Raw genomic sequence first — 24,457 nt, 5'->3', positions numbered from 1 at the left:
CCCGTCACACCCCGCCCCCGCAGTTGACCCCCGTCACACCGGCCCGGGATACTGAACCTGAACGCACGGTCGGTAATTCGCCGCGCCCGCCTCGTCGTCGGTCACTCAAGGAGTCTCCATGTCCGCACAGTCCCAGGCCCTGCTCGTCGGCGGTCGCCGCACGCCCGTCGGCAAGTACGGCGGCGCCCTCTCCTCCGTCCGCCCCGACGACCTCGCCGCCCTGACCATCAAGGCCGTGATCGAGGACGCCGGCATCGACCCGTCGGTCGTGGACGAGGTCATCCTCGGCAACGCCAACGGCGCCGGCGAGGAGAACCGCAACGTCGCCCGCATGGCCTGGCTGCTGGCCGGCTTCCCGGACACCGTCCCGGGCATCACCGTGAACCGCCTCTGCGCGTCCGGCATGTCCGCGATCGGCATCGCCACCGCGATGGTGCGCTCCGGGATGGCCGACGTCGTCGTGGCCGGCGGCGTGGAGTCGATGTCCCGCGCCCCCTGGGTGATGGAGAAGCCGACGACGGCGTTCGCCAAGCCCGGCGCGGCCTTCGACACCGCGATCGGCTGGCGCTTCGTGAACCCGCGCTTCGCGGACGGCGAGTTCGGGGAGAAGTTCACCTTCTCCATGCCGGAGACCGCCGAGGAGGTCGGCGAGGTGGACGGCATCACCCGCGAGGACGCCGACGCCTTCGCCGCCCGCTCGCATGAGCGTGCGCTGGCCGCCATCGAGGCCGGCCGCTTCGCGGACGAGATCGTGCCCGTCGTCGTCACGGGCCGCAAGGGCGCCGAGACGGTCGTGGACACGGACGAGGGCCCCCGCCCCGGCTCCACCCCCGAGGTGCTCGCCAGCCTGCGCCCGATCATCAAGAAGGACGGCGTGGTCACCGCCGGCAACTCCTCCTCCCTCAACGACGGCGCCTCGGCGATCCTCGTCGTCTCCGAGCGGGCCGCGCAGAAGTACGGCCTGACCCCGCGCGCCCGCGTCGTGGAGTCCACCTCGGCGGGCCTGGCCCCCGAGATCATGGGCCTGGGCCCCGTCCCGGCCACCGAGAAGGCCCTCGAGCGCTCCGGCTGGTCCGTGGCGGACCTGGGCGCCGTCGAGCTCAACGAGGCCTTCGCCACCCAGTCCCTGGCCTCGATGCGGCGCCTCGGCCTGGACCCGGAGACCGTCAACGCCGACGGCGGCGCGATCGCCCTGGGCCATCCGCTGGGCTCCTCGGGTTCGCGCCTCGTGGTCACGCTGCTCGGTCGGATGGAACGCGAGGGCGCGGACAGGGGCCTGGCCACGATGTGCGTGGGTGTGGGCCAGGGCTCCGCGATGCTCGTCGAGAGGGTCTGAGCAGATGACCGACTTCAGCCACTTCTCGGCGCTGCACGTCGAGGAGCGCGAGGACCGCGTCCACGCGCGCATGGACCGCCCGGGCGTGCGCAACGCGATCGACCAGACCATGGTCGACGAGTTCCACGAGCTCTGCGCCCACCTCGAGCGCGAGCCGAAGATCCTGATCATCTCGGGCACGCAGGTGGAGTCGACGCGCGAGCCGGGGACGTTCTCCGGCATCTTCGCCTCCGGCGCGGACATCGGACAGCTGCGCGAGCGCCGCCGCGACGACGCCCTGCGCGGCGTGAACTCGCAGGTCTTCGACCGCATCCACCGGCTGCCCATGCCCGTGATCGCGGCGATCGACGGCTTCGCCCTGGGCGGCGGCGCGGAACTGGCCTACGCGGCCGACTTCCGCATCGCCACCCCGGCGCTGAAGATGGGCCAGCCCGAGACGAGCCTGGGGATCACGGCCGCTGCGGGCGCCCAGTGGCGGCTCAAGGAGCTCGTGGGCGAGCCCGTGGCCCTCGAGCTGCTGCTCGCCGGACGGATCCTGGACGCGCAGGAGGCCCTCGAGCTCAAGCTCGTCACCGAGCTGCACGAGCCGGACGCCCTCCTCGACGCCGCCGACGCCCTCGCCGACCGCATCGCGCAGCAGGACCCGCTGGCGGTGCGGCTGTCCAAGCGCGTCTTCCACCTCCCTCGCGGGGCCCACCCCCACGTGGACGAGATCGCGCAGGCCATCCTGTTCGAGTCCGACGCCAAGTTCGAGCGCATGCAGGCGTTCCTGGACCGCAAGAAGAAGTGAGGACCGACATGACCGACCAGCAGCACACCCCTGATACCGTTCCGTCCTCCGTGCCCGCCGTCGTCGGCGTCCTCGGCGGCGGCCGGATGGGCGGCGGCATCGCCCACGCGTTCCTCGTCTCCGGATCGTCCGAGGTGGTCGTCGTCGAGCGCGACCCGCAGTCGGCCGAGGCGGCCAAGGAACGCATCGAGGCCGACTTGGCCGCCTCCCTCGAGCGCGGCAAGATCGACGGCGACCTGGACGAATGGGCGCAGCGCCTGACCGTCTCCGTGGACCGTGCCGACTTCGCCCGCTGCGACCTCGTGGTCGAGGCCGTGTTCGAGGACATGCAAGTGAAGATCGACGCGCTCACCGACGTCGAGGCCCACCTGCGCGAGGACGCCTGGCTGGCCAGCAACACCTCCTCCCTGTCCATCGGCGAGATCGCCACCCACCTGCAGCGCCCCGAGCGCTTCTGCGGCCTGCACTACTTCAACCCGGTGCCCGCCTCGAAGCTCGTGGAGGTCGTGATCGGCGAGCAGACCGGTGCGGAGCTCCAGGCCCTGTCCACCGAGTGGGTCCGCGGGCTCGGCAAGACCCCCGTCGTCGTCAAGGACGCCCCGGGCTTCGCCTCGTCGCGCCTGGGCGTGGCGATCGCGCTCGAGGCCATCCGCATGGTCGAGGAGGGTGTGGCCTCCCCCGAGGACATCGACGCCGCCATGGTGCTGGGATACAAGTTCCCGGTCGGTCCGCTGGCGCTGACCGACATCGTGGGTCTGGACGTGCGCCTGGGCATCGCGGAGTACCTCGAGTCCCAGCTGGGTGAGCGTTTCGCCCCGCCGCAGCTCATGCGGGACATGGTGGCCCGCGGCGAGCTCGGCCGGAAGTCCGGCAAGGGCTTCTTCGACTACCGCTGAGCCCCCGGGGCGAGCGCTTTCGAACGTGAGATAGGGCCTATCTCCCGTTCGAAAGCGCCCATTCCCCCGATATCACGTTCGAAAGTGCGGGGCCGGCGCGGCTAACGTGACTGGCATGGACGAGCCCACGCTGCTGCGCGTCGCCCGCGACCGCGCCCTCGAGCTGCCGGGCAGCGCCGCGTCGCACCCCTTCGGCCCGGACACCGAGGTCATGAAGGTGCAGGGGAAGCTGTTCGCGGTGTTCATCGACCACGACGGGCGCCGCCTCGTGAACGTCAAGGCCCGCCCGGAGGACGGCGCCCAGCTGCGCGCGGCCCTGCCCGCGGCGATCACGCCCGGCTATCACATGGACAAGCGGCACTGGCTCAGCCTGGCCGCGCACCCGGACCTCGACGAGCAGCTCGTCCGGGACCTCGTCACGGAGTCGTACCTGCTGATCGTCGCGAAGCTCCCCCGCACCCGGCGCCCCGTGGACCCCGAGACCTTCGGCCGGGCCTGATGTCGGCCGACCGCCCCTTCCGCTTCACCCACCGCTGGGCCGTCCCCGCGGACGCCCGGTCCGTGCTGGCCCTGCTCGCCGACCCGGCCGGCTACCCACGCTGGTGGCCGGCCGTCCCGCGCGTCCGTCGCCTGGGCCCCGACCGCGCCGCCGTCCGGCTGCGCGGGTTCGTGCCGGTGCGTCTGACGATGGAGCGTCTCATCGACGACCGCGCCCGCGGCCTTCTGGTCGCGCACCTGAGCGGGGACCTGACGGGCACCGTGCGGGTCACCGTCCACGACGACGGCGCCCCGGCCGGACACGCGCCGCACTGCATCGTGACGTGGGAGCAGGAGGTGGTGCTGACCTCGCCGTGGATGCGCGCCGTGGCTCACGTTCCGGGCGCCCGCACCGCGATGGGCCTCAGCCACGCGGCCGCGATGCGCTCCGCGCGTCGGGCGCTCGGGGCGAAGGCCGTGCCGACCGCTGATCCCGCTTGAACAACTCGTCCATGACGGCCCGGCGCGCCGGCCGGCTCAGAGCTCGGCCTGGGCCTCGTTCCACTCGCGGGACAGCGGCGGGCGAGAGAGGCCGTCGAGGAGGCCGTCGGCGGGGTCGACGCCGAGCTCGACGATCCTGTTGTCCGCGTCCACGTGGACGACCTTGGGCTGGAAGTGGCGGGCCTCGTCGTCGTCCATCTGCCCGTAGGCGATGAGGATGACGATGTCCCCCGGATGCACGAGGTGGGCGGCGGCGCCGTTGATGCCGAGCACGCCGGAGCCCCGCTCGCCCGCGATGGTGTAGGTCTCCAGTCGCGCGCCGTTCGTGACGTCCACGATGGACACGAGCTCGCCGGGGAGGATGTCCGCGGCGTCCAGCAGGTCCTGGTCCACGGTCACGGAGCCCACGTAGTGCAGGTCCGCCTGGGTCACGGTGGCCCGGTGGATCTTGGCGTGGAACATGGTGCGCAGCATGCGGCAGAACTCTCCGGATGAGGGGGTGGGTCGGGTCCGAGAGGACCGGTGCTCGATTCTACGCCGGTCCGGAGACGAGGGGCAGGGGCCGACGCCGGCCCGAGGCTCCCGCCCCTCTCGTCGAGGCCCGCAGACACGCCGCCACGTCCCGGCGGAAGCGGCGCGTCTGCGGGCCTGGGCGGGTCAGATCCACGACGGCGGCACTCGGCCCGGCATCGTCCGCGCGGCCACCAGGCCCCGCAGCTGCCGCACGAAGAGCTCCCAGTGCCCCGGCAGGAACACGTCGGCGGTCACCCGGATCACCTCCCACCCCTCCGCGCGCAGGGCCGCGTCCCGCTCGCGGTCCTCACGCCACTGCCGGCGATCCGTGCGGTGCTGATCGCCGTCGTACTCGACGGCCACCTTGGCCTCCGCCCACACCAGATCGACGCGGAGCCGCTGTCCCGTGGCGAGGCGGATGCACCGGTTCACTGCGGGCTCGGGGACGCCGTCCCGGGCGAGCCGCGCCCGCAGCCGGCTCTCCTGCGGCGAGTCGGCCCCGGGGCGCACGAGCTCTAGCGCCTCCCGGGCCGCACGGATCCCGCGCAGCCGTCCGCGTTCCTCGACGGCGGCGCGCAGCTCGGCCATGTCCGTCACCCCGGGCGGCAGCCGACGGCGGCGGGCCTCCGTCGGGGCGGTCCGCACCATGCTGTCCCCCAGCGCGACGAGATGGTCGAGCGGCCCGGCCTGCGCGGCGAGGTCCACGAAGATCCACCCCGGTGCGGTCACGCGCACCCCGTCCACGATCCGCACCGGTGCGTCGGCGCGGAGGCGGTGTGAGCGGACCCCGGCCCGGCTCGACGCGGTGCCGTGGCCGCGCGGGGTCGCGACGTGCACGGACCGGTCGGCGGCGAGCGGCCCGGTCAGCCACAGGCCGAGCACCCTGGCGGCCGTGACGTGGCTGAACACGCCCTCGGGGTGCAGATCCTGCAGTGCCCGCAGATGGTCCATGGGGTCCGGTTCGACGCCGCGCAGGCCCCAGAGCCCCCAGCCGAGGGAGACCACGTCCCCGCGCCGCAGCCGGGCCGCGCTCACCCCCGTCTCGCGCGCGGCCGGGGTCGAGAACACGGTCGGAGCGCGGAGGAGGCCGTCCAGTCCGCAGCGCATCGGAGGCAGGGGCGCGGGCGAGCGGGGCATGGGCCGAGCGTGCCCGATCCGGGCGGGCCGCCGTCGTCGTCCGCCGGGATCTGTGGACGACGCCCCGCCGAGGCCCGCAGACACGCCGCTACGTCCTGGCGGTAGCGGCGTGTCTGCGGGCCCGGGCGCCACGGCTTGCGCCGCCAGGCCCTCTCCACGACGACGTCACCCGCCCGGCTCCCCCTCCCGCGTGATCCACGTCTCGGCTAGGGTGAGGACCAATAACCGACCGATCGGTCGGGACTCGTCCGTGCCCCCGACACCAGGAGACCTCGTGACCGTCACCGCCCCCTCCCTCCCGGAGATCCTCCCCAGCTACGTCGCCGGCAGCTGGTGGACGCCGTCGCACCCGTCCAAGGTCACCGACGTGACGGACGCGAACACCGGCGCGCGCCTCACCGGCGTCTCCACCGACGGCCTCGACACGGCCGCCGCCATCGAGCACGCGCGCACCGTCGGCCAGCAGGCCCTGGGCGAGCTGACCATCCACGAGCGCGCCCTCAAGCTCAAGGAGCTCGCGCTCTACCTGAACTCCCGCGTCCAGGAGCTCTACGACGTCTCCTTCGCCACCGGCGCCACGCAGCGCGACCACGCCTTCGACGTCGACGGCGGCATCGGCACCCTCTTCACGTTCTCCGGCAAGGGCCGCCGCGAGCTGCCGAACTCCAACGTGATCATTGACGGCGACGTGGAGCCCCTTTCCCGCGACGGTTCCTTCATCGGCGAGCACATCTACCAGCGCATCCCGGGCGTGGCCGTGCAGATCAACGCGTTCAACTTCCCTGTGTGGGGCATGCTGGAGAAGTTCGCCCCGGCCTTCGTCGCCGGCGTGCCCACCGTGGTCAAGCCGGCCACCCCCACCGGCTACGTCACGCAGAAGTGCGTCGAGCTGATGCTCGAGTCCGGCGTGCTGCCCGAGGGCTCGATCCAGCTGATCTCCGGTTCCGCCCGCGACCTGCTGGGCCACCTGGACTACCGCGACCACGTCGCGTTCACCGGCTCCGCCGCCACCGCGGCCACGCTGAAGAAGCACCCGAACGTGCAGGAGGGCGGCGTCCGCTTCACCGCGGAGACCGACTCCCTCAACGCCGCCATCCTCGGCCCGGACGCGGACCCGGAGTCCCCCGAGTTCGAGGCGTTCGTGAAGGCCGTCTTCCAGGAGATGACGGTCAAGGCCGGCCAGAAGTGCACCGCCATCCGCCGGGTGATCGTCCCGCAGGACCGGGTCGAGGCCGTGACCGCCGCCCTCACCGAGCGCCTGGCCGCGAAGGTCGTCCTGGGCGACCCGCGCGTCGAGGGCACCACCATGGGCGCCCTGGCCTCGAAGGAGCAGCAGGGCGAGGTCCGCGGCGCGGTGCAGCGCCTGGTCGACGCCGGCGGTCAGGTCCGCCTCGGCGGCCCCGAGGGCTCGACCGGCGACGCCGACGCCGAGTCCGGCGCGTTCTTCGCCCCCACGGTGCTCACCTTCGAGGACGCACGCACCCCCGAGGTGCACAGCGTCGAGGCGTTCGGTCCGGTCACCTCGGTGATCGGCTACACGGACGTGGCCGACGCCGTGGCCCTGGCCGCCCTGGGCTCGGGATCGCTCGTGGCCACGGTCGCCACGAACGACGGTGAGATCGCCCGCGCGTTCGCCGCCGGGATCGGCGCCCACCACGGCCGCGTGCACGTCCTGAACCGCCAGACCGCCACGACCACCACCGGTCACGGCGCCCCCGTGCCGGTGCTGATCCACGGCGGCCCCGGCCGCGCCGGCGGCGGCGAGGAGCTCGGTGGTGTCCGCGCCGTCAAGCACTACATGCAGCGCACGGCGATCCAGGGCTCCCCGGACATGCTCACGGCCATCACCGGCGTGTGGCATCAGGGCGCCGCGGCCCACACGGTGACCCGCGAGGACGTGGAGGCCGGCACGGCCGTGCACCCGTTCTACAAGTCCCTGGCCGAGCTGACGGTGGGCGACCAGTTCGCCTCCGGCCTGCGCACCATCACCCTGGAGGACATCACCGCCTTCGCGGAGGAGACCGGGGACAGGTTCTACGCCCACACGGACGAGGAGGCCGCCATGGCCAACCCGTTCTTCCCGCGCCGCGTCGCCCACGGCTACCTGCTGGTCTCGTGGGCCGCGGGGCTGTTCGTGGCCCCGGATCCGGGCCCGGTGCTGGCCAACTACGGCCTGGAGAACCTGCGCTTCATCACGCCGGTGACCTACGACGACGCCATCCGCGTGACCCTGACGGCCAAGCGCATCACCCCGCGCGTGAGCGACGAGTACGGCGAGGTGGCCTGGGACTGCCGGATCCACAACCAGAAGGACGAGCTCTGCGCCCAGTACGACGTGCTGACGCTCGTGGCCAAGACCTGGCCGATGGCCCCGTCCGAGACCTCCCAGGGCTGAGCCCCCCTGCTTCGACGGGCCGTCCCGTGCGCCCGCTGCGCGCCGGGCGGCCCGTCGTCGTCCCCGGGAACAAGGAGCGTGCCCGGGACGTTCACCTGTACGTCCCATTCGGACCGCGAGAGAAGAAGGTCGACATATATGTCCGAGTTCACCCGTTTTGATCAGGTCACCGTGCTGGGCACCGGTGTGCTGGGTTCGCAGATCATCATGCAGGCGGCGTACCACGGCAAGAAGGTGATGGCCTACGACGCCGTCCCCGCCGCCCTCGAGGGGATCGAGCGCCGCTGGGCGTGGATCCGCCAGGGCTATGAGGCAGACCTCGGGGAGGGCTACGACCCGCAGCGCTTCGACGAGGCCATCGCCCGCATCACGCCGACCTCGGACCTCGGCGAGGCCCTGGCGGATGCGGACATCGTGATCGAGGCCGTCCCGGAGAACCTGGAGCTCAAGCGCAAGGTGTGGGCCCAGGTGGGCGAGCTCGCCCCCGCCACGACCCTGTTCGCCACGAACACCTCCTCCCTGCTGCCCTCGGACTTCGCCGACGCCAGCGGCCATCCGGAGCGCTTCCTGGCCCTGCACTACGCCAACCGCATCTGGGCGCAGAACACCGCCGAGGTCATGGGCACCGCCGCCACCTCGCCGGAGGCCGTCGCGGGAGCCCTGCAGTTCGCCGAGGAGACCGGCATGGTCCCCGTGCACGTGCGCAAGGAGATCCCGGGCTACTTCCTCAACTCCCTGCTCATCCCGTGGCTGCAGGCCGGCTCCAAGCTGTACATGCACGGAGTGGGCAACCCGGCGGACATCGACCGCACCTGGCGCGTGGCCACCGGCAACGAGCGCGGCCCGTTCCAGACCTATGACATCGTGGGCTTCCACGTGGCCGCCAACGTCTCCCGCAACACGGGCGTCGACTGGCAGCTCGGCTTCGCTGAGCTGCTCGAGAAGAGCATCGCCGAGGGCCACAGCGGCGTGGCCGACGGCCAGGGGTTCTACCGCTACGGGCCGGACGGGGAGAACCTCGGCCCGGTGGAGGACTGGAACCTGGGCGACAAGGACACCCCGCTCGGCTGACCTCCTCCGCTGACGGATCAGGGGCCGTCCGGTGCGCACCACGCATCGGGCGGCCCCGTTGCGTGCCCCCGCCGCTTCCTTGTGGCATCCGTCACAGCGCACGTAGAGTCGGGCCATGACGACCTCCCGACTCCCCCTGCTCGGCGCCCTCGCCGTGGGCGCGCTCGCCCTCGCCGGGTGCGCGGGCGGCGGCGGCGCGGAGCCCTCCTCCCCCGCCCCCTCGTCGGCGTCGTCCACGACGACGGCGGCCTCGTCCGCCCCCACGTCGCCCGCGGCCAGCAGCTCCACGGAGAGCACGGGCGCGGCGGAGAGCACGGCCGGCGCCTCCGCCTCGGGCAGCCTGTCCCTCGAGATGCCCCCCGCGCTGGACGGGCAGCGGACCCTGGCCGTGCAGGCCGCCGTCCAACGGGCCGCGGGGCCGGGGTCCGAGGTGGGGCTGAGCGCCGCCTCGCCGCTGGAGCGGCAGACGGAGCTGCGCCAGCGGGCCGCCGGCCTGGAGCAGGCGGTCGACGCCGGTGCGAGCCCGGCTTCCACCCGCAGCGCGGAACAGCAGGCCTGCCTGGACGCCACCCGCTCCGATCTGGAGCGGGACGCCGAGGCCGGGGCGGCGGACCTGGGGCTCACGGCCCAGCCGGAGACGGCCGCCACGACCGGCGGCGGGCCCACCACGACACCGGCGCCCTCCTTCACGGCGTCCCCCGACGCCGAGGTCACTCCGCTCGGCGTGCGCGTCACCGTGTACCCCACGGAGGAGGCCGCCCGCGCCGCCCTGGAGGACGCCCGAGCGGCGGCGCAGGCCTGCACCGGGGTGGACCTGGCCGGGCTCGACGTGGAGAGCGTGACGCGGACCGAGCACGAGGGCGGCACCGCGTACACGGCGCTCCCGGCCCCCGGGGGGTCCGTCTACTCCCACCTCACTGCCGTGCAGGACGGCGCCCGCACCGTGGCCGTGGCCCAGGCCGACGCGGACGGCGGGGTGCCCGCGGACGCCGAGGACCGTGCGGCCTCAATCGTGGCCGACGTGCTCGCCGCGCTCGACGGCGAGGGCTGAGGACAGCGGGCCCTCAGCCCCGCAGACCCCCGAGCACCACGCCCGTGACGGCGTCGATCATCTGGTCCGGTCCCTGCTGGCCGGGAACGCCGCGATCCGGCCGGTACCAGTCGACGATCGAGTTGATCATGCCGAGCGCGAGGCGGGCGAGGTTGCGCGGGGTCACGTCGGAGCGCACCGCACCCGCGGCCTGGGCGGCCTCGAGCAGGTCACCGAAGCGCCGGGTGATCTCGCGCCGGCGCTCGACGGCGGCCACCTCGACCGCCGAGTTCCCGCGCAGGCGCAGCAGCAGGGTCACCTCGGGCTGCTTCTCCGCCAGCACCCCGAGCGTGCCGCGGATGGCCGCCTCGACCTGCGCGCCGGCATCGGCCCCGCTGGCCACCACATCGTCCAGGCACGCCTCGAGGGCGTCGAGCGCCTCCGTCACCGCGTGGTCGAGGATCGCCTCCTTGGACTCCACATGGTGGTAGATCGCGGACTTGGAGATGCCCAGGTGGGCGGCGAGCATGCCCATGGACGTCGCCTCGTAGCCGTGCCGGTTGAAGAGCTCGACGCACTCGGCCAGCAGCGTCTGCCGGTCATAGCCGGGCCGGCCGCGGCGCGGGGTGGGGCTGCTCTGGGGCACGGGGCTCCTTCAGGGGCGGGCGGACGCCGACGACGACGGCGCACCGGTCCACTCTACCGGGCACGCCGGCGTCGGGTTCGGCCGCGGGGTCGGGATCAGGCCTGGTCGCGCAGGTCGTAGATCCGCTTGAGCTTGCCGGAGGAGCGGGCCAGGGACTCCGGCTCCACCACGTTGATCACGCACGAGGAGCCGATCTTCGTCTTGATCTCCATGCGCAGGTGCGCCGCGCAGGCCTGGGCCTCCTCGAGGGACGCATGATCACGGCGCTCGATGTTCACGGCCATCTGGTCCATACGGTCCGGGCGGGTGATCTCGAGGGTGAAGTGCGGCGACAGGGCCGGCTCCTTGAGGGCCAGCTCCTCGATCTGCGACGGGAACAGGTTCACGCCGCGCAGGATGATCATGTCGTCCGAGCGGCCGGTGATGCGGCCCATGCGGCGGTGGCCCGGGTGCGTGGTGCCCGGCAGCAGGCGGGTGAGGTCGTGGGTGCGGTACCGGATGATCGGCAGCGCCTGCTTGGTGAGCGAGGTGAAGACGAGCTCGCCGTGGCGGCCGGTCTCGAGGACCTCGTCCGTGAGCGGGTCGATGATCTCGGGGCGGAAGTGGTCCTCCCAGATGTGGGAGCCGTCCTTGGTGGCCGCGGACTCGCCGGCCACGCCCGGGCCCATGACCTCGGAGAGGCCGTAGATGTCCAGGGCGTCGAGGTCGAAGGTCTGCTCGATCTCGCGGCGCATCTCCTCGGTCCACGGCTCGGCGCCGAGGATCGCGACCTCGAGGGAGGACTCGCGGGGGTCCAGGCCGAGCTTCTTGAAGCCGTCCGCGATGGTCAGCAGGTAGGTGGGTGTGGAGAGGATGGCGCGCGGCTGGAAGTCGGTGATCAGCTGCACCTGCTTCTCCGTCTGCCCGCCGGACATCGGGATCACGGCCGCCCCGATGCGCTCGGCACCGTAGTGGGCGCCGAGGCCGCCGGTGAACAGGCCGTAGCCGTACGCGTTGTGCACGCGGTCACCGGGGCGGATGCCGCCGGCGCGGAAGCAGCGGGCGACGAGGGTGGCCCACGTGGCCAGGTCGTCGTCGGTGTAGCCGACCACGGTGGGCTGGCCGGTGGTGCCGGAGGAGGCGTGGATGCGACGCAGCTCGGGGCCCGTGGCGGCGAAGGCGCCGAACGGGTAGCTCTTCCGCAGGAACTCCTTGTCCGTGTACGGGAACTTGGCGAGGTCCCCGAGCTCCGTGAAGTCCGAGGGGTGGACGCCGTGCGCGTCGAAGTGCTCCCGGTACGCGGGCACGTTCTCGTAGGCGTGGTGCAGGGTCCAGCGGAGGCGTTCGAACTGGAGCGCCTCGATCTGGTCCCGGCTCATCGTCTCCTCGGGGTCCGGGGCCCCGCGGTCGGCGGGGGCGGGCAGGGGTGCCGGCGTGTACGGGTTGGGGATCGAGGCCTCAAGCATGGCGTTCTCCTGGGGATGCGGGGTCGGGCGGCGGTCGACGACGGCGGCGCATCGGCGGGTGCGCCCGTCGGTCAGCGTCCGGGGGCGGGGATGGTGCGGGAGCGGCCGCGGAAGGCGGCCACCGGGGTGCCGTCGTCGGTGGTGACGGTGATGTCGTAGACGGCCGAGCGGCCGGCGGCGGCGACCAGGCGGCCCTCCGCGACGAGGGTCTGCCCGGCGCGGGTGGCCGCGAGGAAGTTGACGTCCACGCCGGAGGCCACGGTGAGGGTGGAGCCGTCCGAGGCGGGGTCGTTGCAGGTCAGCGCGAAGCACGTGTCCGCGAACGCGAAGACGGCGCCGCCGTGGGCCAGGCCGAAGCCATTGTGCTGGTCCTCGGTGAGCGTCATCCGGATGCGCGCGTGGTCCTTCTCGGCGGCCTCGAGGGTGACGCCGAGCCACCGTGCCACGCGGTCCTCCGCGAGCATGGGGTGGTGGGCGGTCTCGGTCATGGGCGGGCCTCCCTGCCGGCACGGGCGCGCCGGCGCGGCGGCGCAGAGAATTACTGAACGATCATTAGGTAACTCCCTGGATGTGACTCACGTCAAGTCCGGTCCGGTGTGTGACGCTCGCCGCCCCCGCCGTCATGCCGTGGGAGCGGGGCACACCGGGGGACCTGTGCGCGGGCCCTGCCCATCGCGTCCGCGACTCCTGTCTAGGGTGACGGCATGGTGACCTTCGCGCCGGACCGCGCCTCCTTCATGCTCAGCCCCTCGGACATCACCGCCGCCGCCACGTGCACCTACGGGTGGCTGCGCGGGACGGTGGACCCCGCGCTCGGGCGCGCCCCGCGGATCGGCGTGGCGGACGCGTTCCTCGAGCGGGTCTCCCGCCTCGGGGACGAGCACGAGTCCCGCGTGCTCGCGCGACTCGAGGCGGAGCACGGCGCAGACCAGGTGGTCCGGCTCACCCGCCCGGAGCGCTACACACCCGAGGGCGTGCAGGCCGCCCGCGAGCGCACCGCGGCGGCGTTGGCCGCGCGCCCCGCCGTCGTGTTCCAGGGGATGCTGCACGACGGCGCGTTCGGCGGTCTGGCCGACTTCCTCGTGCTCCGCACGGACGAGGAGCACCCCGAGGGCGCGTACGAGGTGGTGGACACGAAGCTGGCCCGGCATGCACGGGTGACGGCGCTGCTGCAGATCGCCGCGTACGCAGACCTGCTGGACGGCATGGGCGTGCCGCGGGCGCGGCAGGGCAGCCTGTGGCTCGGGGACGGTTCCCGGCACGTCGCGGACCTGGACGAGGTGATCCCGGTGTACCGGCACCAGCGAGCCCGGCTGGAGGCGCTGCTGCAGGATCACGTGGCCGCCGGGGAGCCCACCCGCTGGGGCGACGACCGCCTGAGCGTCTGCGGCGCATGCGAGGCGTGCGAGGAGGCCGTCGCCGAGCACCGGGACGTGCTGCTCACGGCGGGGGCCACGCGGTTGCAGCGCACCCGGCTGCGCGAGGCCGGCATCACGACCATCGAGCAGCTCGCGGCGTCCGTCGCACCGCCGGAGGGCATGGCCCGCCGCACGTGGGAGGCGCTGCGGGAACAGGCGGCGATCCAGCTGGAGCCGGCCGGGGCGGACGGGCTGCCGCCGCATCGGATCGTGGACCCGCGCGCCGTGGCGGGGCTACCCGTGCCGGACGCCGGAGACGTCTTCTTCGACTTCGAGGGGGACCCGCTGTGGGTCTCCGCGGACGGGAGCATGGAGGGCCTCGAGTATCTGTGGGGCTGGGTCGAGGCGCCGGGCGGGGACACCGCGCGCACCGCCTCGGCCGACTTCCGGTTCACGGGCCTGTGGGCGGACACCCGTGCCGCCGAGCGGGCGGCGCTCGAGCGGTTCGTGGCGTTCGTGGAGGCGCGGCGCGCGGCCCACCCGGGGATGCGGATCTACCACTACGCCGCGTACGAGGTCACCGCGCTGAAGCGCCTGACCGTGCGCCACGGCGTGGGCGAGCGCGAGCTGGACGACTGGCTGCGCGCGGGGCTGTTCGTGGACCTCTACTCCACGGTCCGCGCCGCCCTGCGGGCCGGTGTGCCGAGCTACTCCATCAAGAAGCTGGAGCCCCTCTACATGGGGGTGGAGCACCGGGCGGAGGACGGCGTCACGACGGCGGCGGACAGCGTCACCGAGTACCACCGGTACGTCGCCGCGCTGGAGGCCGGAGACACCGAGGTCGCGCGGGCGATCCGCGCCGACATCGAGGACTACAACCGGTACGACTGCGTCTCCACGGCGCGGCTGCGGGACTGGCTGCTGGAGCAGGTGGGGCGCACCGCCGAGCACGGCGCCACGGCACCCCGGCCCGACGACGATGAGCACCTCGTCGAGCCCGCCCCCGCCTTGGAGGGCGAGGACGCGCGCCTGGAGGCGGACCTCCTGGGCCTCCTGCCCACCGCGGACGACGCGGACGCCGTCCTGGACGACGAGCAGCGCGGCGTGGCCCTGCTCGCCGCCGGGCTGGGCTTCTACCAGCGCGAGGACAAACCCGTGTGGTGGGCCTTCTTCGACCGCGGCATCTCCCCGCCGGATGAGTGGCAGGACGCCCGCGCCAACGTCGTGGCGGACCGCGTGGACGTGGCCGAGGACTGGCACCGACCCAAGGGCGCTCGGACCTTCCAGCGGGTGCTGCGGATGACCGGCACCCTGGAGCCGGGGAGCTCGCTGCAGCCCGGAGCCGAGGCCATCACGGTGTACGAGGACGTCCCGGCGGACCGCCGCGACCTCCTCCAACCCAACGCGGTGCGCTGGGTCGGTGCCAAGGCCGTCGTGGAGGACGTCGAGGACCGCCCGGACGGCAGCTCCGTGGTGCTGCTGCGGGAGAAGATCCCCACGCAGGACGTGGAGCAGCATTCGGAGCTGCCCATGGCGGCGTTCGCCCACACGGTGGTGAACACGGACAAGCTCAAGGAGCGCCTGCGCGAGCGCGCCCGGACCGCGGTGCAGGCCGGCGGTCTGCCGGGATCGGGAGGCGACGCCGCCGCCCCGTCCACGGCCGCCTTCGACATCCTGGCGCGCCGCCCCCCGGCGACCGCCGGCCGCCCCCTGGCGGCCATCTCCACCGAGCTGCGCGAGGGCGACTCCGCGCCCGCTCCCGCCCGCCAGGGCTGGGAGGCGCTCGTGGAGGCGCTCGAGTCCGCGCGGGGCTCCTACGTCGCCGTCCAGGGCCCTCCCGGGACGGGCAAGACCCACGTGGGGAGCCACGCCGTGAAGGCCCTGCTCGAACGCGGGTGGAGCGTGGGCGTCACGGCCCAGTCCCACGCCGTGGTGGAGAACTTCCTGGGCAAGCTCGTGTCCATCGGGGTGCCGAAGAAACAGGTGCTCAAGGCGGAGAAGCGCGGCAAGGACGCGCCCGAGCGCCCCTGGGCCACGGTGTCGGACGCCAAGCCGTACATCGGCCTCCCCGGCCACGTCGTCGGCGGCACCGCCTGGACCTTCGCGCACGAGGACGTGCAGGAGTTCGACCTCCTGGTGATCGACGAGGCCGGGCAATTCTCCCTGGCGCACACCCTCGCCGCGGCGGCCATGGCCCGCACTGTGCTCCTGCTCGGCGACCCCCAGCAGCTGCCGCAGGTCACCAAGGGGACCCACCCCCAGCCGATTGGCGAGGCCGCGCTGAGCTGGCTGGCCGCCGACGAGCCGGTGCTGCGCGCAGACCGCGGCTTCTTCCTGGACACCTCCTGGCGTATGCACTCCGCGCTGACGGAGGCCGTCTCCACGCTCTCCTACGCCGGCGAGCTCGGCGCGAAGGAGGACGTCACGGACGCCCGCCGGCTCGACGGCGTGGAGCCCGGGCTGCACCCGTGGCCGGTCTCCCACACGGGCAACGCGGTGTCCTCGCCGGAGGAGGCCGCGGCCGTCGTCGAGATCGTCCGGTCACTGCTCGGCCGCACCTGGTCCACCGGCCCGGACGACCCCGGCCGGCCGCTCGAGCCGTCCGACGTGATCGTGGTGGCCCCGTACAACGCGCAGGTCGCCACGGTCCGGGAGGCGCTCGACGCCGCCGGTCTCGAGGGCACCACCGTCGGCACCGTGGACAAGTTCCAGGGCCGGGAGGCCGCCGTCGCGATCCTGACGATGGCGGCGTCCTCACCGCAGGAGGTGCCGCGCGGGCTGGACTTCCTCCTGAACCGTAACCGGCTCAACGTGTCGATCTCGCGCGGGCAGTGGGCCGCCTACCTCGTCCACTCCCCCGCCCTCGCGGACGCGCTGCCCACCCGCCCCGAGGACCTGCCGATGATCGGCGCGTTCCTGCGGCTCGTGCACCGTTGAGTCAGCCGGCGGCGCCCTGGCGCAGCAGGAACCGCTGCAGCTTGCCGGAGGGGGTCTTGGGCAGCCGGTCCACGAAGTGCACCCGGCGCGGGTAGGCGTGCTTGGAGTACTCGTCGCGGACCTTGGCCTGCAGCTCGGCCGCCAGGGCGTCCGGGTCCGCGACGGCCCCGGCGGGCACCACGAACGCCACGACCTCCTCGCCCCGCACCCCCTCCGGGTCCGGCAGGCCGACGACGGCGACCTCCTGCACCCGCGGGTGGTCGATGAGCACGGACTCCACGTCGAACGGGCCGATCCGGTAGCCGGCGGCGAGGATCACGTCGTCGTCCCGGGAGGAGAAGAAGAACCAGCCGTCGTCGTCCTGCCGGGCGGTGTCCCCGGTCAGGTACCAGCGCCCGTCCGGGGTGAAACGCTCCGCGGTCTTCTCCGGCTCCCCGAGGTAGCCGGGGAACCAGAACAGGGGCGAGGCCGCGTCGATCGCGATCTGCCCGTCCCGGATCTCGGCGGCGATCCCCGGCAGGGGCACACCCATCGAACCCGGGCGGGGCGGCGCGGCCAGCTCGGGGTGCGCGAGGGTGCAGATGACCATGCCCAGCTCGGTCTGGCCGTAGTGGTCGCGGATCTCCGTGCCGAGGGCCGCCCGGCCCCACTCGAGCACGGACGGCGGCAGCGGCTCCCCCGCCGTGGACACGCGCCGCAGCCGCAGCGGGGCGTCCTCGGTGACCTCCCCGGCCTTGGCCAGCGCGCGGAACATCGTGGGGGCGCCGGCGAGGTTCGTGACGTCCTGCGAGCTGATCACCTCGACCATGGTCGCCGGGGAGAAGGCGCCGCGGTACTGCACCGAGGTCGCCCCGAGCACCAGCGTGCCGACGATCCCGTAGTACAGCCCGTACGCCCAGCCGTGGTCGGCCGCGTTCCAGAACAGGTCCTCGGGGCGCAGGTCCACCGCGCACGTGAGGTAGACGGCGAACGCGGCGGCCGCGCGCAGCGGCACAGGCACCCCCTTGGGGCGGCCGGTGGTGCCGGAGGTGAACAGCAGGGCGATCGGCCCGTCCCCGCCGACGGCGACGTCCTCGGCCAGCGGCGCGGAGTCCGCGAGCGCGTCCCACTCCGGGCCGGTGCGGATGATCTCGATGCCGGGGATGTCCGTGAGCTTCTCGGCCTGACGGGGTTCGGCGACGACAAGCCGCGCCGCCGCGCCCTCGATGCGCATCCGGGCGGCGCCCGCGGCGAACGCGGTGAACAGCGGCACGTGCACAGCGCCGAGCCGCCACAGGGCCAGCAGCGTGATGACGAGCTCCTCCCGTTTGGACATCATCACGGGGACCCGGTCGCCGCGCGTGACGCCGCGGGCGGCGAGGCCGGTGGCGAGGCGGCGCGAGCGGTCGGCCAGCTCGCCGAAGGTGAGGTCGACGGCGGACATGTCCTCCGCCACGAACCGGAACGCCACCGCGTCGGCCGGCCAGCGGTCGCAGAGCAGGTGGGCGGCGCAGGCGTCCGGGGTCTCGACGTCGGCGACCCACCCGGCCATCAGCCGGTCGATCGTCCCGGCCTCGTGGGCCTGCCCGGTCCGTTCCGTCATCTCGGTCTCCTCATCCCTCTCGGCATGCCGACGCCGGGCGACGGCGACGTCAGCCACGGTAGGTCCACCGCGCCCCGGGCCACCGGGCGCGTCCGCATGTTGCACTCGCCACCCCGTCGCGGCTGAGGGCAGGATGGCGCCATGACTGATCTCGATCCCGCCACCCCTCGCCCCTCAGGGACGCGCGCGGACGCCCCGCCCCGGACCGACGTCGCGCTGCGCCCGGTGGCCGCCGACGACGCCGACTTCCTGTGGACCTGGATCCACGGCGCCGAGGACCCCGAGTGGAAGTCGTGGGACGCCCCCTACTTCCACGCCGCGGACACGGCCGCCCCGCCGAGCCGCGCGGACTTCGACGCCGACCACGCGCGCCGGCGCGTCGGCGACCCTGACGTCCGGGTCGTCACGGTGGACGGCACCCCCGTCGGTCTCGTGACCCGCACGGAGCAGCATCCGGCGGGCGCGGGCTGGTGGGAGCTCGGCATCCTGTTGTTCGACCCGACCACGTGGGGCCGCGGCGTCGGGCGGGCGGCGCTCACGCTGTGGTCGGACGCGTCGTTCGCGGAGACGGACGCGCACCTGCTGAGCCTGGTCACGTGGTCCGGCAACGCGCGGATGATCGCGTCGGCGGTCCGCGTCGGGTACACCGAGGTCGCCCGCATCCCCGAGGCGCGCTCCTGGGAGGGCCGGCGATGGGACTCGGTGCAACTCGCGGTGCTGCGGCGAGACTGGTGGCCGGCGTCGACGGACGGCTGAGGACGGACCCGGCCCTCGCCTTCGTCGGGCGTCCGCGGCGCCTGCCAGAATGGGGGCCATGACCTCGCAGCCCGCGCCCGCGTCCACCGCCCACCGCCGTCCCCTCGCCGAGGCCGGCATCGCCCTCGGCCCCCTGGACGGCCGCTACCGTGCGGCGGTGGAGCCGCTCGTGGAGCACCTGTCCGAGGCGGCGCTGAACCGCAACCGCATCCACGTGGAGGTCGAGTGGTTCATCCACCTGGCCGAGCACCGCGTGCTGCCGGGTCTCGAGCCGCTCACGGCCGAGCAGCAGGCGGGCCTGCGGGCGATCGTCACGGACTTCGACGCGGAGTCCGTGGCCGAGCTGGCGGCTACCGAGAAGGTCACGGTGCACGACGTGAAGGCCGTCGAGTACTTCATCGCCGACCGCCTCGAGGGGCTGGGCCTGGGTCGGCTGAAGCCGCTCGTGCACTTCGCGTGCACCTCCGAGGACATCAACAACCTGGCCTACGCGGTGGGCGTGCGCGACGCCGTCGAGCAGGTCTGGCTGCCGGCCGCCCGCGCCGCCGTGGCCACCGTCTCCGCGATGGCCGCCGAGGCCGCCGAGACCCCCATGCTCTCCCGCACGCACGGCCAGCCGGCCACGCCCACCACGCTGGGCAAGGAGATGGCCGTGTTCGTGCACCGTCTGACCCGTCAGACCCGGCGCATCGCCGGCCAGGAGTACCTGGGCAAGATCAACGGCGCCACCGGCACCTACGCCGCCCACCTCGCCGCCGCCCCGGACGCGGACTGGCCGGCCCTGTCCCGGTCCTTCGTGGAACACCTCGGCCTCACCTGGAACCCGCTGACCACCCAGATCGAGTCCCACGACTGGCAGGCGGAGCTGTACGCCGACGTCGCGCGCTTCAACCGGATCCTCCACGGCTTCTGCGTGGACGTATGGAGCTACATCTCCATCGGCTACTTCGCGCAGATCCCCGTGGCCGGCGCGACCGGCTCCTCCACGATGCCGCACAAGGTGAACCCGATCCGCTTCGAGAACGCGGAGGCCAACCTCGAGCTCTCCTGCGCCCTGCTCGACTCGCTGGGCGCCACCCTCGTGGAGTCCCGTTGGCAGCGCGACCTCACGGACTCGACGTCGCAGCGCAACATCGGCGTGGCCCTCGGCCACTCAGTGCTCGCCCTGACCAACGTCACCAAGGGCATGGGCCAGCTCCAGGTGGCCGATCCCGTGCTGGCCGAGGACCTCGACACGAACTGGGAGGTGCTCGGCGAGGCCGTCCAGACCGTGATGCGCGCCGAGGCGATCGCCGGCGTCGAGGGCATGGACAACCCCTACGAGCGCCTCAAGGAGCTGACCCGCGGCCACCGCGTGGACGGTGCGCGCATGCGCGAGTTCGTGCAGGGCCTCGGCCTGTCCGAGGGCGCTCAGGCGCGCCTGCTGGAGCTGACCCCGGCCGGGTACACCGGCGTGGCGTCGGAGCTGGCCAAGGAGTTCGGGCCGGCGCAGGACTGACCCGGGCCGCCTGACGGGGGACGATGGGCGGGTGCTGCTTCCGTCTCTCCCCCTCTGGCTGCTGTCCGCCACCCCCAAGGACCCCGCCGAACTCGAACGGGACGTGCCCGAGCCGATCGACGCGCACGGCGAGCTCGCCGAGGCGATCACCGCGGCGATCACCGCCGTGGACCTCGTGGGCGTGTTCTTCTTCGCGATCTCGGGCGCCGTGCTCGCCGTGCGCAAGGGCTACGACATCGTCGGCTCCCTGCTGCTGGCCCTCATGGTGGGCACGGGCGGCGGCGTCGTCCGGGACCTCGTGGTCGGCCGGGACGTGCCCGCGGCCTTCGACAACCCCTGGTACCTGATCCTGCCGGCGGTCGCGTCGCTGGCGGTGTTCCTCCGGATCTTCGACGGCGAGCGCGGCCACCACGCCGTCATGGCCTTCGACGCCATCGGCCTGGCCGTGTACTGCGTGGTGGGCACGCGCATCGCCCTGCTCGCCGGCCTGAGCCCGGTCGCCGCCGCGGTGCTGGGCCTGGTGACCGCCGTCGGCGGCGGCATCCTGCGCGACGTCGTCGCCGGGGAACCGCCCGCCGTGTTCGGCGGGCGCGGCTGGTACGCGCTGCCGGCCATCCTCGGCGCGGGCACGACGGCGGCCCTCGGCCAGGCGGAGCTCCTGAACCCGCTGACCTCGGCCGCGGTGATGGTGCTCGTGCTGGTGCTGCGCGTGGTGTCGCTGCGCAGGGAGTGGCTCGCCCCGGGGGCCGAGATCTCGGGGGTGACCCAGCGCCAGCGCCTGGATCCGCACGACGAGCCGCCCGTGCCGGACATCCGCGACCGCAAGGGCCGGGACGGGCCGCCCGCCGACCCCGGCGAGGACGGCCCCCCGGCGAACGAGGAGACGCCCGGAGCCGGCGAGGACGTCACACCTCCGGGGACACCCGGGTGAACAAACGAGCCACTGCGCGGGCCGCACGGGACAATGGCCGGTGAATCCCCGGACCCGACGGAAGGAGCCGCCGTGGACGTGCAGCAGTTCTTCGCCACCCTCACCGACGTCCCGTGGCTGCTCACGACCCTGGACCTGATCGGGATCTTCTTCTTCGCCACCTCGGGGGCGCTGCTGGCGGCGCGCAAGCAGTTCGACCTGGTGGGCTCGCTGGCGCTGTCCCTGCTGGCCGGGCTGGGCGGCGGCTTCACCCGGGACATCCTGCTGGACCGCGGCCTGCCCGCGTCCCTGGAGAACCCGGTCTACCTGGCCCCGCCCGTGCTGGTGTCCCTGCTCGTGTACGTCAAGGTGATCCACCCGAATCGGCTGAACCTGACCATCACCCTGTTCGACGCCGCCGGGCTCGCCCTGTTCACGGTGTCCGGTGTGCTGCTGGCGCACTCGATGGGCGTGCACCCGGTGTCCACGGTGGTGATCGCGATGGTCACGGCGCTCGGCGGCGGCGTGCTGCGGGACATCGTCGCCAACGAGGTCCCGTCCATCTTCGACCCCCGCGGCGTCTACGTGCTCCCCACGTTCCTGGGCGCGGTGCTGGCGACCGTGGTGGCGATGAACGGCGCGCTCAACGCGTTCACGGGCTTCCTCATCGCGTTCCTGATCTTCGCGGTGCGGATGATCGCCTACCGCTACCAGTGGCGGTTCTTCGGCGCGGAGATCTCCCAGGACAAGGAGTCCCTCGCGCGTCTGCGGCGCCTGGCCACGCAGGCGCAGGAGGCGGCCGCGCGCCGGGTGGAGCGCACCCTCGAGCGCCGGCTGCGCTCCCCCGGCGCCCCCGCCTTCCCCGACGACGACGCGGACGGGTCCTACGGACCGCGGCAGGAGTACGAGGACCAGGTGCGGGTGGACGACTACGACCCGCAGACCCAGACGATCACCGTCGTCGACCCCGCCTCACACCAGCAGGTGCGCCTGGACCGCGGCACCGGCGTCATGGACGTCACCGACCTGCGCACCGGGCGCACGCGCAGCTTCGACGACCCCGAGCACGACTGGATCGCGGACGACCCGGAGGACCCGAGGGACTGAGGGATGCGGGGGCCCGACGCCGGGCCGGGGCCACGCGCCCCGCGGACAGGTCTATGCTGAGAGTCCATGACCGGCACGCATGAGACCGCCCGCCCCGCCAGCACCACCACGGAGGCCGCGGCCTCCGGCCCCCTCCACCGCGTCGGATTCGACCGCGCGAAGTACATCGAGCTCCAGTCCCAGCACATCCAGGAACGCCGCCGCCAGATCGGCGGGAAGCTGTACCTGGAGATGGGCGGCAAGCTCTTCGACGACCTGCACGCCTCCCGCGTCCTGCCCGGCTTCACCCCGGACAACAAGATCGCGATGCTCGACCGCATCAAGGACGAGACCGAGATCCTGGTGTGCTTCAACGCCAAGGACCTCGAGCGGAACAAGGTCCGCGCGGACCTGGGCATCACGTACGAGGACGACGTCCTGCGCCTCGTGGACGTGTTCCGGGAGCGCGGGTTCCTGGTGGAGCACGTGGTGGTCACGCAGCTGGAGGACGCCAACCACCGCGCGCTGGCGTTCCTCGAGAAGCTCGAGCGCCTCGGCCTGAAGGTGGCCCGCCACCGCGTGATCCCCGGCTACCCCCACGCCATGTCCACGATCGTCTCGGAGCAGGGCTTCGGCGCCAACGAGTGGTCCGAGACCACGCGGGACCTCGTCGTCGTGACGGCCCCCGGCCCGGGCTCCGGCAAGCTGGCGACGTGCCTGAGCCAGGTGTACAACGATCGGCAGCGGGGCATCCCGGCTGGCTACGCGAAGTTCGAGACGTTCCCCATCTGGAACCTGCCGCTCGAGCACCCGGTGAACGCCGCCTACGAGGCCGCCACCGTGGACCTGGACGACATCAACCTGATCGACCCGTTCCACCTGGCCGAGTACGGCGAGCGGGTGACCAGCTACAACCGCGACGTCGAGGTGTTCCCGCTGCTGTCCGCGCTGCTGGAGAAGGTCACGGGCACCACCCCGTACAAGTCCCCCACGGACATGGGCGTGAACATGGCCGGCGCGGCGATCGTGGACGACGAGGTGTGCCAGGAGGCCGCGAAGCAGGAGATCATCCGGCGCTACTACAAGGCTCAGGTCAACGAGGCCCTGGAGGGCGCGGACGACACCGAGTCCGAGCGCGTGGCCCTGGTGATGTCCAAGCTGGGGCTGAGCTCGGAGGACCGCCCGGTGGTGGGTGCCGCGCAGCTGGTGGCCGAGCGCACCGGCGAGCCCGGCGCGGCCGTGCAGCTGGCGGACGGGACCCTGGTGACCGGCAAGACCTCGGAGCTGCTGGGCTGCTCCGCCGCGGTGCTGCTCAACGCCCTCAAGGTGCTGGCCGGCATCGAGGACGACGTGCACCTGCTCTCCCCCGCCTCGATCGAGCCGATCCAGACGCTCAAGACCGTGCACCTGGGCTCCAAGAACCCGCGGCTGCACACGGACGAGGTGCTGATCGCGCTGTCCGTGTCCGCGGCGACCGACGAGAACGCGAAGGCGGCCGTCGAGCAGCTGGCCAGCCTCGAGGGCTGCGACGTGCACACGACGACGATCCTCGGCTCCGTGGACGAGGGCATCTTCCGGTCCCTGGGGATGCTCGTGACGAGCGAGCCGAAGTTCCAGAAGAAGGGGCTGTACCGGAAGCGGTGAGGCGGGGCGGTTCGGGCGGTCGCTTTCGTTGACGAAACGGGCGACCCCTGGGCGTTTTCGTTCGAGAAGTGGGAGCGGGCCACGGCCCGCTCAGGAGGCCCCGGTGGTTCGCCGGGGCCTCCGTTCGTTGACGACGGCGACAACTCGCTCCGCGACGACGGCCGGGTCCTCGTGCTCCCAGAAGCGGAGGACGAGCCAGCCGCGCTCCGTCAGGATGCGCGTGGTCTCCAGGTCCCGGGCCCGGTTCGTGGCGACCTTGTCCGACCAGTAGCCGCCGTTGGCCTTCGGCGCGATGTAGTGCTGGGGACACCCGTGCCAGTAGCAGCCGTCGATGAGGACGGCGACGCGCGCGGGACGGAACAGGATGTCCACCGTGCGGCGGAGGTCCTTCTCCGGCTTCGCGTTCACCCGGTAGCGGAGGCCGGCGGCATGGAGGAGACGGCGAACGG

General features: G+C 73.1%; 21 protein-coding genes. 14 read left to right on the top strand and 7 right to left on the bottom strand.

What is annotated here, in order from left to right; genetic code table 11:
* Positions 1-118 precede the first annotated feature (118 nt).
* The 5 genes from ACTSKS_RS07115 to ACTSKS_RS07095 all read left to right on the top strand — a co-directional run bounded on the left by ACTSKS_RS07115 (position 119) and on the right by ACTSKS_RS07095 (position 4,000).
* Positions 119-1,336 (top strand): thiolase family protein, encoded by a 1,218-nt coding sequence (locus tag ACTSKS_RS07115; protein WP_442927412.1) that lies wholly within the window; start codon positions 119-121, stop codon positions 1,334-1,336.
* Between the two features lie 4 nt (positions 1,337-1,340).
* Positions 1,341-2,126 carry an enoyl-CoA hydratase/isomerase family protein gene (locus tag ACTSKS_RS07110; RefSeq protein ID WP_036340746.1) on the top strand — a complete coding sequence of 262 codons (786 nt, stop codon included), beginning with the start codon at positions 1,341-1,343 and terminating at the stop codon, positions 2,124-2,126.
* An 8-nt stretch (positions 2,127-2,134) separates the two neighbouring features.
* Positions 2,135-3,022, top strand: a complete 888-nt coding sequence (locus tag ACTSKS_RS07105) for a 3-hydroxyacyl-CoA dehydrogenase family protein (protein WP_036340749.1) — start codon at positions 2,135-2,137, stop codon at positions 3,020-3,022.
* A 115-nt stretch (positions 3,023-3,137) separates the two neighbouring features.
* On the top strand, positions 3,138-3,521 hold the full coding sequence (locus ACTSKS_RS07100; protein WP_036340752.1) for an MmcQ/YjbR family DNA-binding protein: 384 nt from the start codon (positions 3,138-3,140) through the stop codon (positions 3,519-3,521).
* Entirely contained in the window at positions 3,521-4,000 is a 480-nt protein-coding gene (locus ACTSKS_RS07095; RefSeq protein ID WP_095353735.1) for an SRPBCC family protein, read from the top strand. Before ACTSKS_RS07100 ends, ACTSKS_RS07095 begins: the two co-directional genes overlap by 1 nt.
* Before the next feature lie 36 nt (positions 4,001-4,036).
* On the opposite strand, the gene panD is transcribed toward ACTSKS_RS07095, so the two are convergent.
* Both panD and ACTSKS_RS07085 read right to left on the bottom strand, forming a co-directional pair.
* On the bottom strand, positions 4,037-4,474 hold the full coding sequence (panD, locus tag ACTSKS_RS07090) for an aspartate 1-decarboxylase (protein WP_036340758.1): 438 nt from the start codon (positions 4,472-4,474) through the stop codon (positions 4,037-4,039).
* Between the two features lie 183 nt (positions 4,475-4,657).
* On the bottom strand, positions 4,658-5,650 hold the full coding sequence (locus ACTSKS_RS07085) for a DUF559 domain-containing protein (protein ID WP_206496532.1): 993 nt from the start codon (positions 5,648-5,650) through the stop codon (positions 4,658-4,660).
* Between the two features lie 274 nt (positions 5,651-5,924).
* On the opposite strand from ACTSKS_RS07085, the gene paaZ reads away from it, so the two are divergent.
* The 3 genes from paaZ to ACTSKS_RS07070 all read left to right on the top strand — a co-directional run bounded on the left by paaZ (position 5,925) and on the right by ACTSKS_RS07070 (position 10,167).
* Positions 5,925-8,045 carry a phenylacetic acid degradation bifunctional protein PaaZ gene (paaZ, locus tag ACTSKS_RS07080; protein ID WP_442927411.1) on the top strand — a complete coding sequence of 707 codons (2,121 nt, stop codon included), beginning with the start codon at positions 5,925-5,927 and terminating at the stop codon, positions 8,043-8,045.
* Positions 8,046-8,183: 138 nt separating this feature from the next.
* On the top strand, positions 8,184-9,116 hold the full coding sequence (locus tag ACTSKS_RS07075) for a 3-hydroxyacyl-CoA dehydrogenase (RefSeq protein WP_036313915.1): 933 nt from the start codon (positions 8,184-8,186) through the stop codon (positions 9,114-9,116).
* Positions 9,117-9,231: 115 nt separating this feature from the next.
* Positions 9,232-10,167 carry a hypothetical protein gene (locus tag ACTSKS_RS07070; RefSeq protein WP_036313913.1) on the top strand — a complete coding sequence of 312 codons (936 nt, stop codon included), beginning with the start codon at positions 9,232-9,234 and terminating at the stop codon, positions 10,165-10,167.
* 13 nt (positions 10,168-10,180) lie between these two features.
* Here the strand turns inward: ACTSKS_RS07070 and ACTSKS_RS07065 are convergent, their stop codons facing one another.
* The 3 genes from ACTSKS_RS07065 to ACTSKS_RS07055 form a co-directional block, all read right to left on the bottom strand.
* Positions 10,181-10,792, bottom strand: a complete 612-nt coding sequence (locus tag ACTSKS_RS07065) for a TetR/AcrR family transcriptional regulator (protein ID WP_036313911.1) — start codon at positions 10,790-10,792, stop codon at positions 10,181-10,183.
* 95 nt (positions 10,793-10,887) lie between these two features.
* Positions 10,888-12,237 (bottom strand): phenylacetate--CoA ligase family protein, encoded by a 1,350-nt coding sequence (locus tag ACTSKS_RS07060; RefSeq protein ID WP_036313909.1) that lies wholly within the window; start codon positions 12,235-12,237, stop codon positions 10,888-10,890.
* A gap of 71 nt (positions 12,238-12,308) precedes the next feature.
* Entirely contained in the window at positions 12,309-12,725 is a 417-nt protein-coding gene (locus ACTSKS_RS07055; RefSeq protein ID WP_020624995.1) for a PaaI family thioesterase, read from the bottom strand.
* 216 nt (positions 12,726-12,941) lie between these two features.
* On the opposite strand from ACTSKS_RS07055, the gene ACTSKS_RS07050 reads away from it, so the two are divergent.
* Positions 12,942-16,532, top strand: coding sequence for a TM0106 family RecB-like putative nuclease (locus ACTSKS_RS07050; RefSeq protein WP_052520006.1), 3,591 nt, complete (start codon positions 12,942-12,944; stop codon positions 16,530-16,532).
* 1 nt (position 16,533) lies between these two features.
* Here ACTSKS_RS07050 and ACTSKS_RS07045 read toward each other — a convergent pair whose 3' ends face one another.
* Positions 16,534-18,114 (bottom strand): AMP-binding protein, encoded by a 1,581-nt coding sequence (locus ACTSKS_RS07045; protein WP_041102575.1) that lies wholly within the window; start codon positions 18,112-18,114, stop codon positions 16,534-16,536.
* A 141-nt stretch (positions 18,115-18,255) separates the two neighbouring features.
* On the opposite strand from ACTSKS_RS07045, the gene ACTSKS_RS07040 reads away from it, so the two are divergent.
* The 5 genes from ACTSKS_RS07040 to ACTSKS_RS07020 all read left to right on the top strand — a co-directional run bounded on the left by ACTSKS_RS07040 (position 18,256) and on the right by ACTSKS_RS07020 (position 24,008).
* Entirely contained in the window at positions 18,256-18,870 is a 615-nt protein-coding gene (locus ACTSKS_RS07040; protein ID WP_010080080.1) for a GNAT family N-acetyltransferase, read from the top strand.
* 58 nt (positions 18,871-18,928) lie between these two features.
* Positions 18,929-20,368, top strand: coding sequence for an adenylosuccinate lyase (purB, locus tag ACTSKS_RS07035; RefSeq protein ID WP_041102571.1), 1,440 nt, complete (start codon positions 18,929-18,931; stop codon positions 20,366-20,368).
* Between the two features lie 31 nt (positions 20,369-20,399).
* On the top strand, positions 20,400-21,299 hold the full coding sequence (locus ACTSKS_RS07030; RefSeq protein WP_210079074.1) for a trimeric intracellular cation channel family protein: 900 nt from the start codon (positions 20,400-20,402) through the stop codon (positions 21,297-21,299).
* Between the two features lie 72 nt (positions 21,300-21,371).
* On the top strand, positions 21,372-22,385 hold the full coding sequence (locus ACTSKS_RS07025; protein WP_060775426.1) for a trimeric intracellular cation channel family protein: 1,014 nt from the start codon (positions 21,372-21,374) through the stop codon (positions 22,383-22,385).
* A gap of 66 nt (positions 22,386-22,451) precedes the next feature.
* A complete protein-coding gene (locus ACTSKS_RS07020) occupies positions 22,452-24,008 on the top strand; it encodes a DUF1846 domain-containing protein (RefSeq protein ID WP_002858124.1) in 1,557 nt (518 codons plus the stop codon).
* A 90-nt stretch (positions 24,009-24,098) separates the two neighbouring features.
* On the opposite strand, the gene ACTSKS_RS07015 is transcribed toward ACTSKS_RS07020, so the two are convergent.
* A partial coding sequence (locus ACTSKS_RS07015; RefSeq protein ID WP_041102669.1) for a DNA mismatch repair protein Vsr occupies positions 24,099-24,457 on the bottom strand: 359 nt, incomplete at its 5' end.

This window comes from Micrococcus sp. TCR-5, assembly GCF_052220525.1.
Lineage (GTDB): Bacteria > Actinomycetota > Actinomycetes > Actinomycetales > Micrococcaceae > Micrococcus > Micrococcus luteus.
This window is presented reverse-complemented; position numbering and strand designations above follow the sequence as displayed.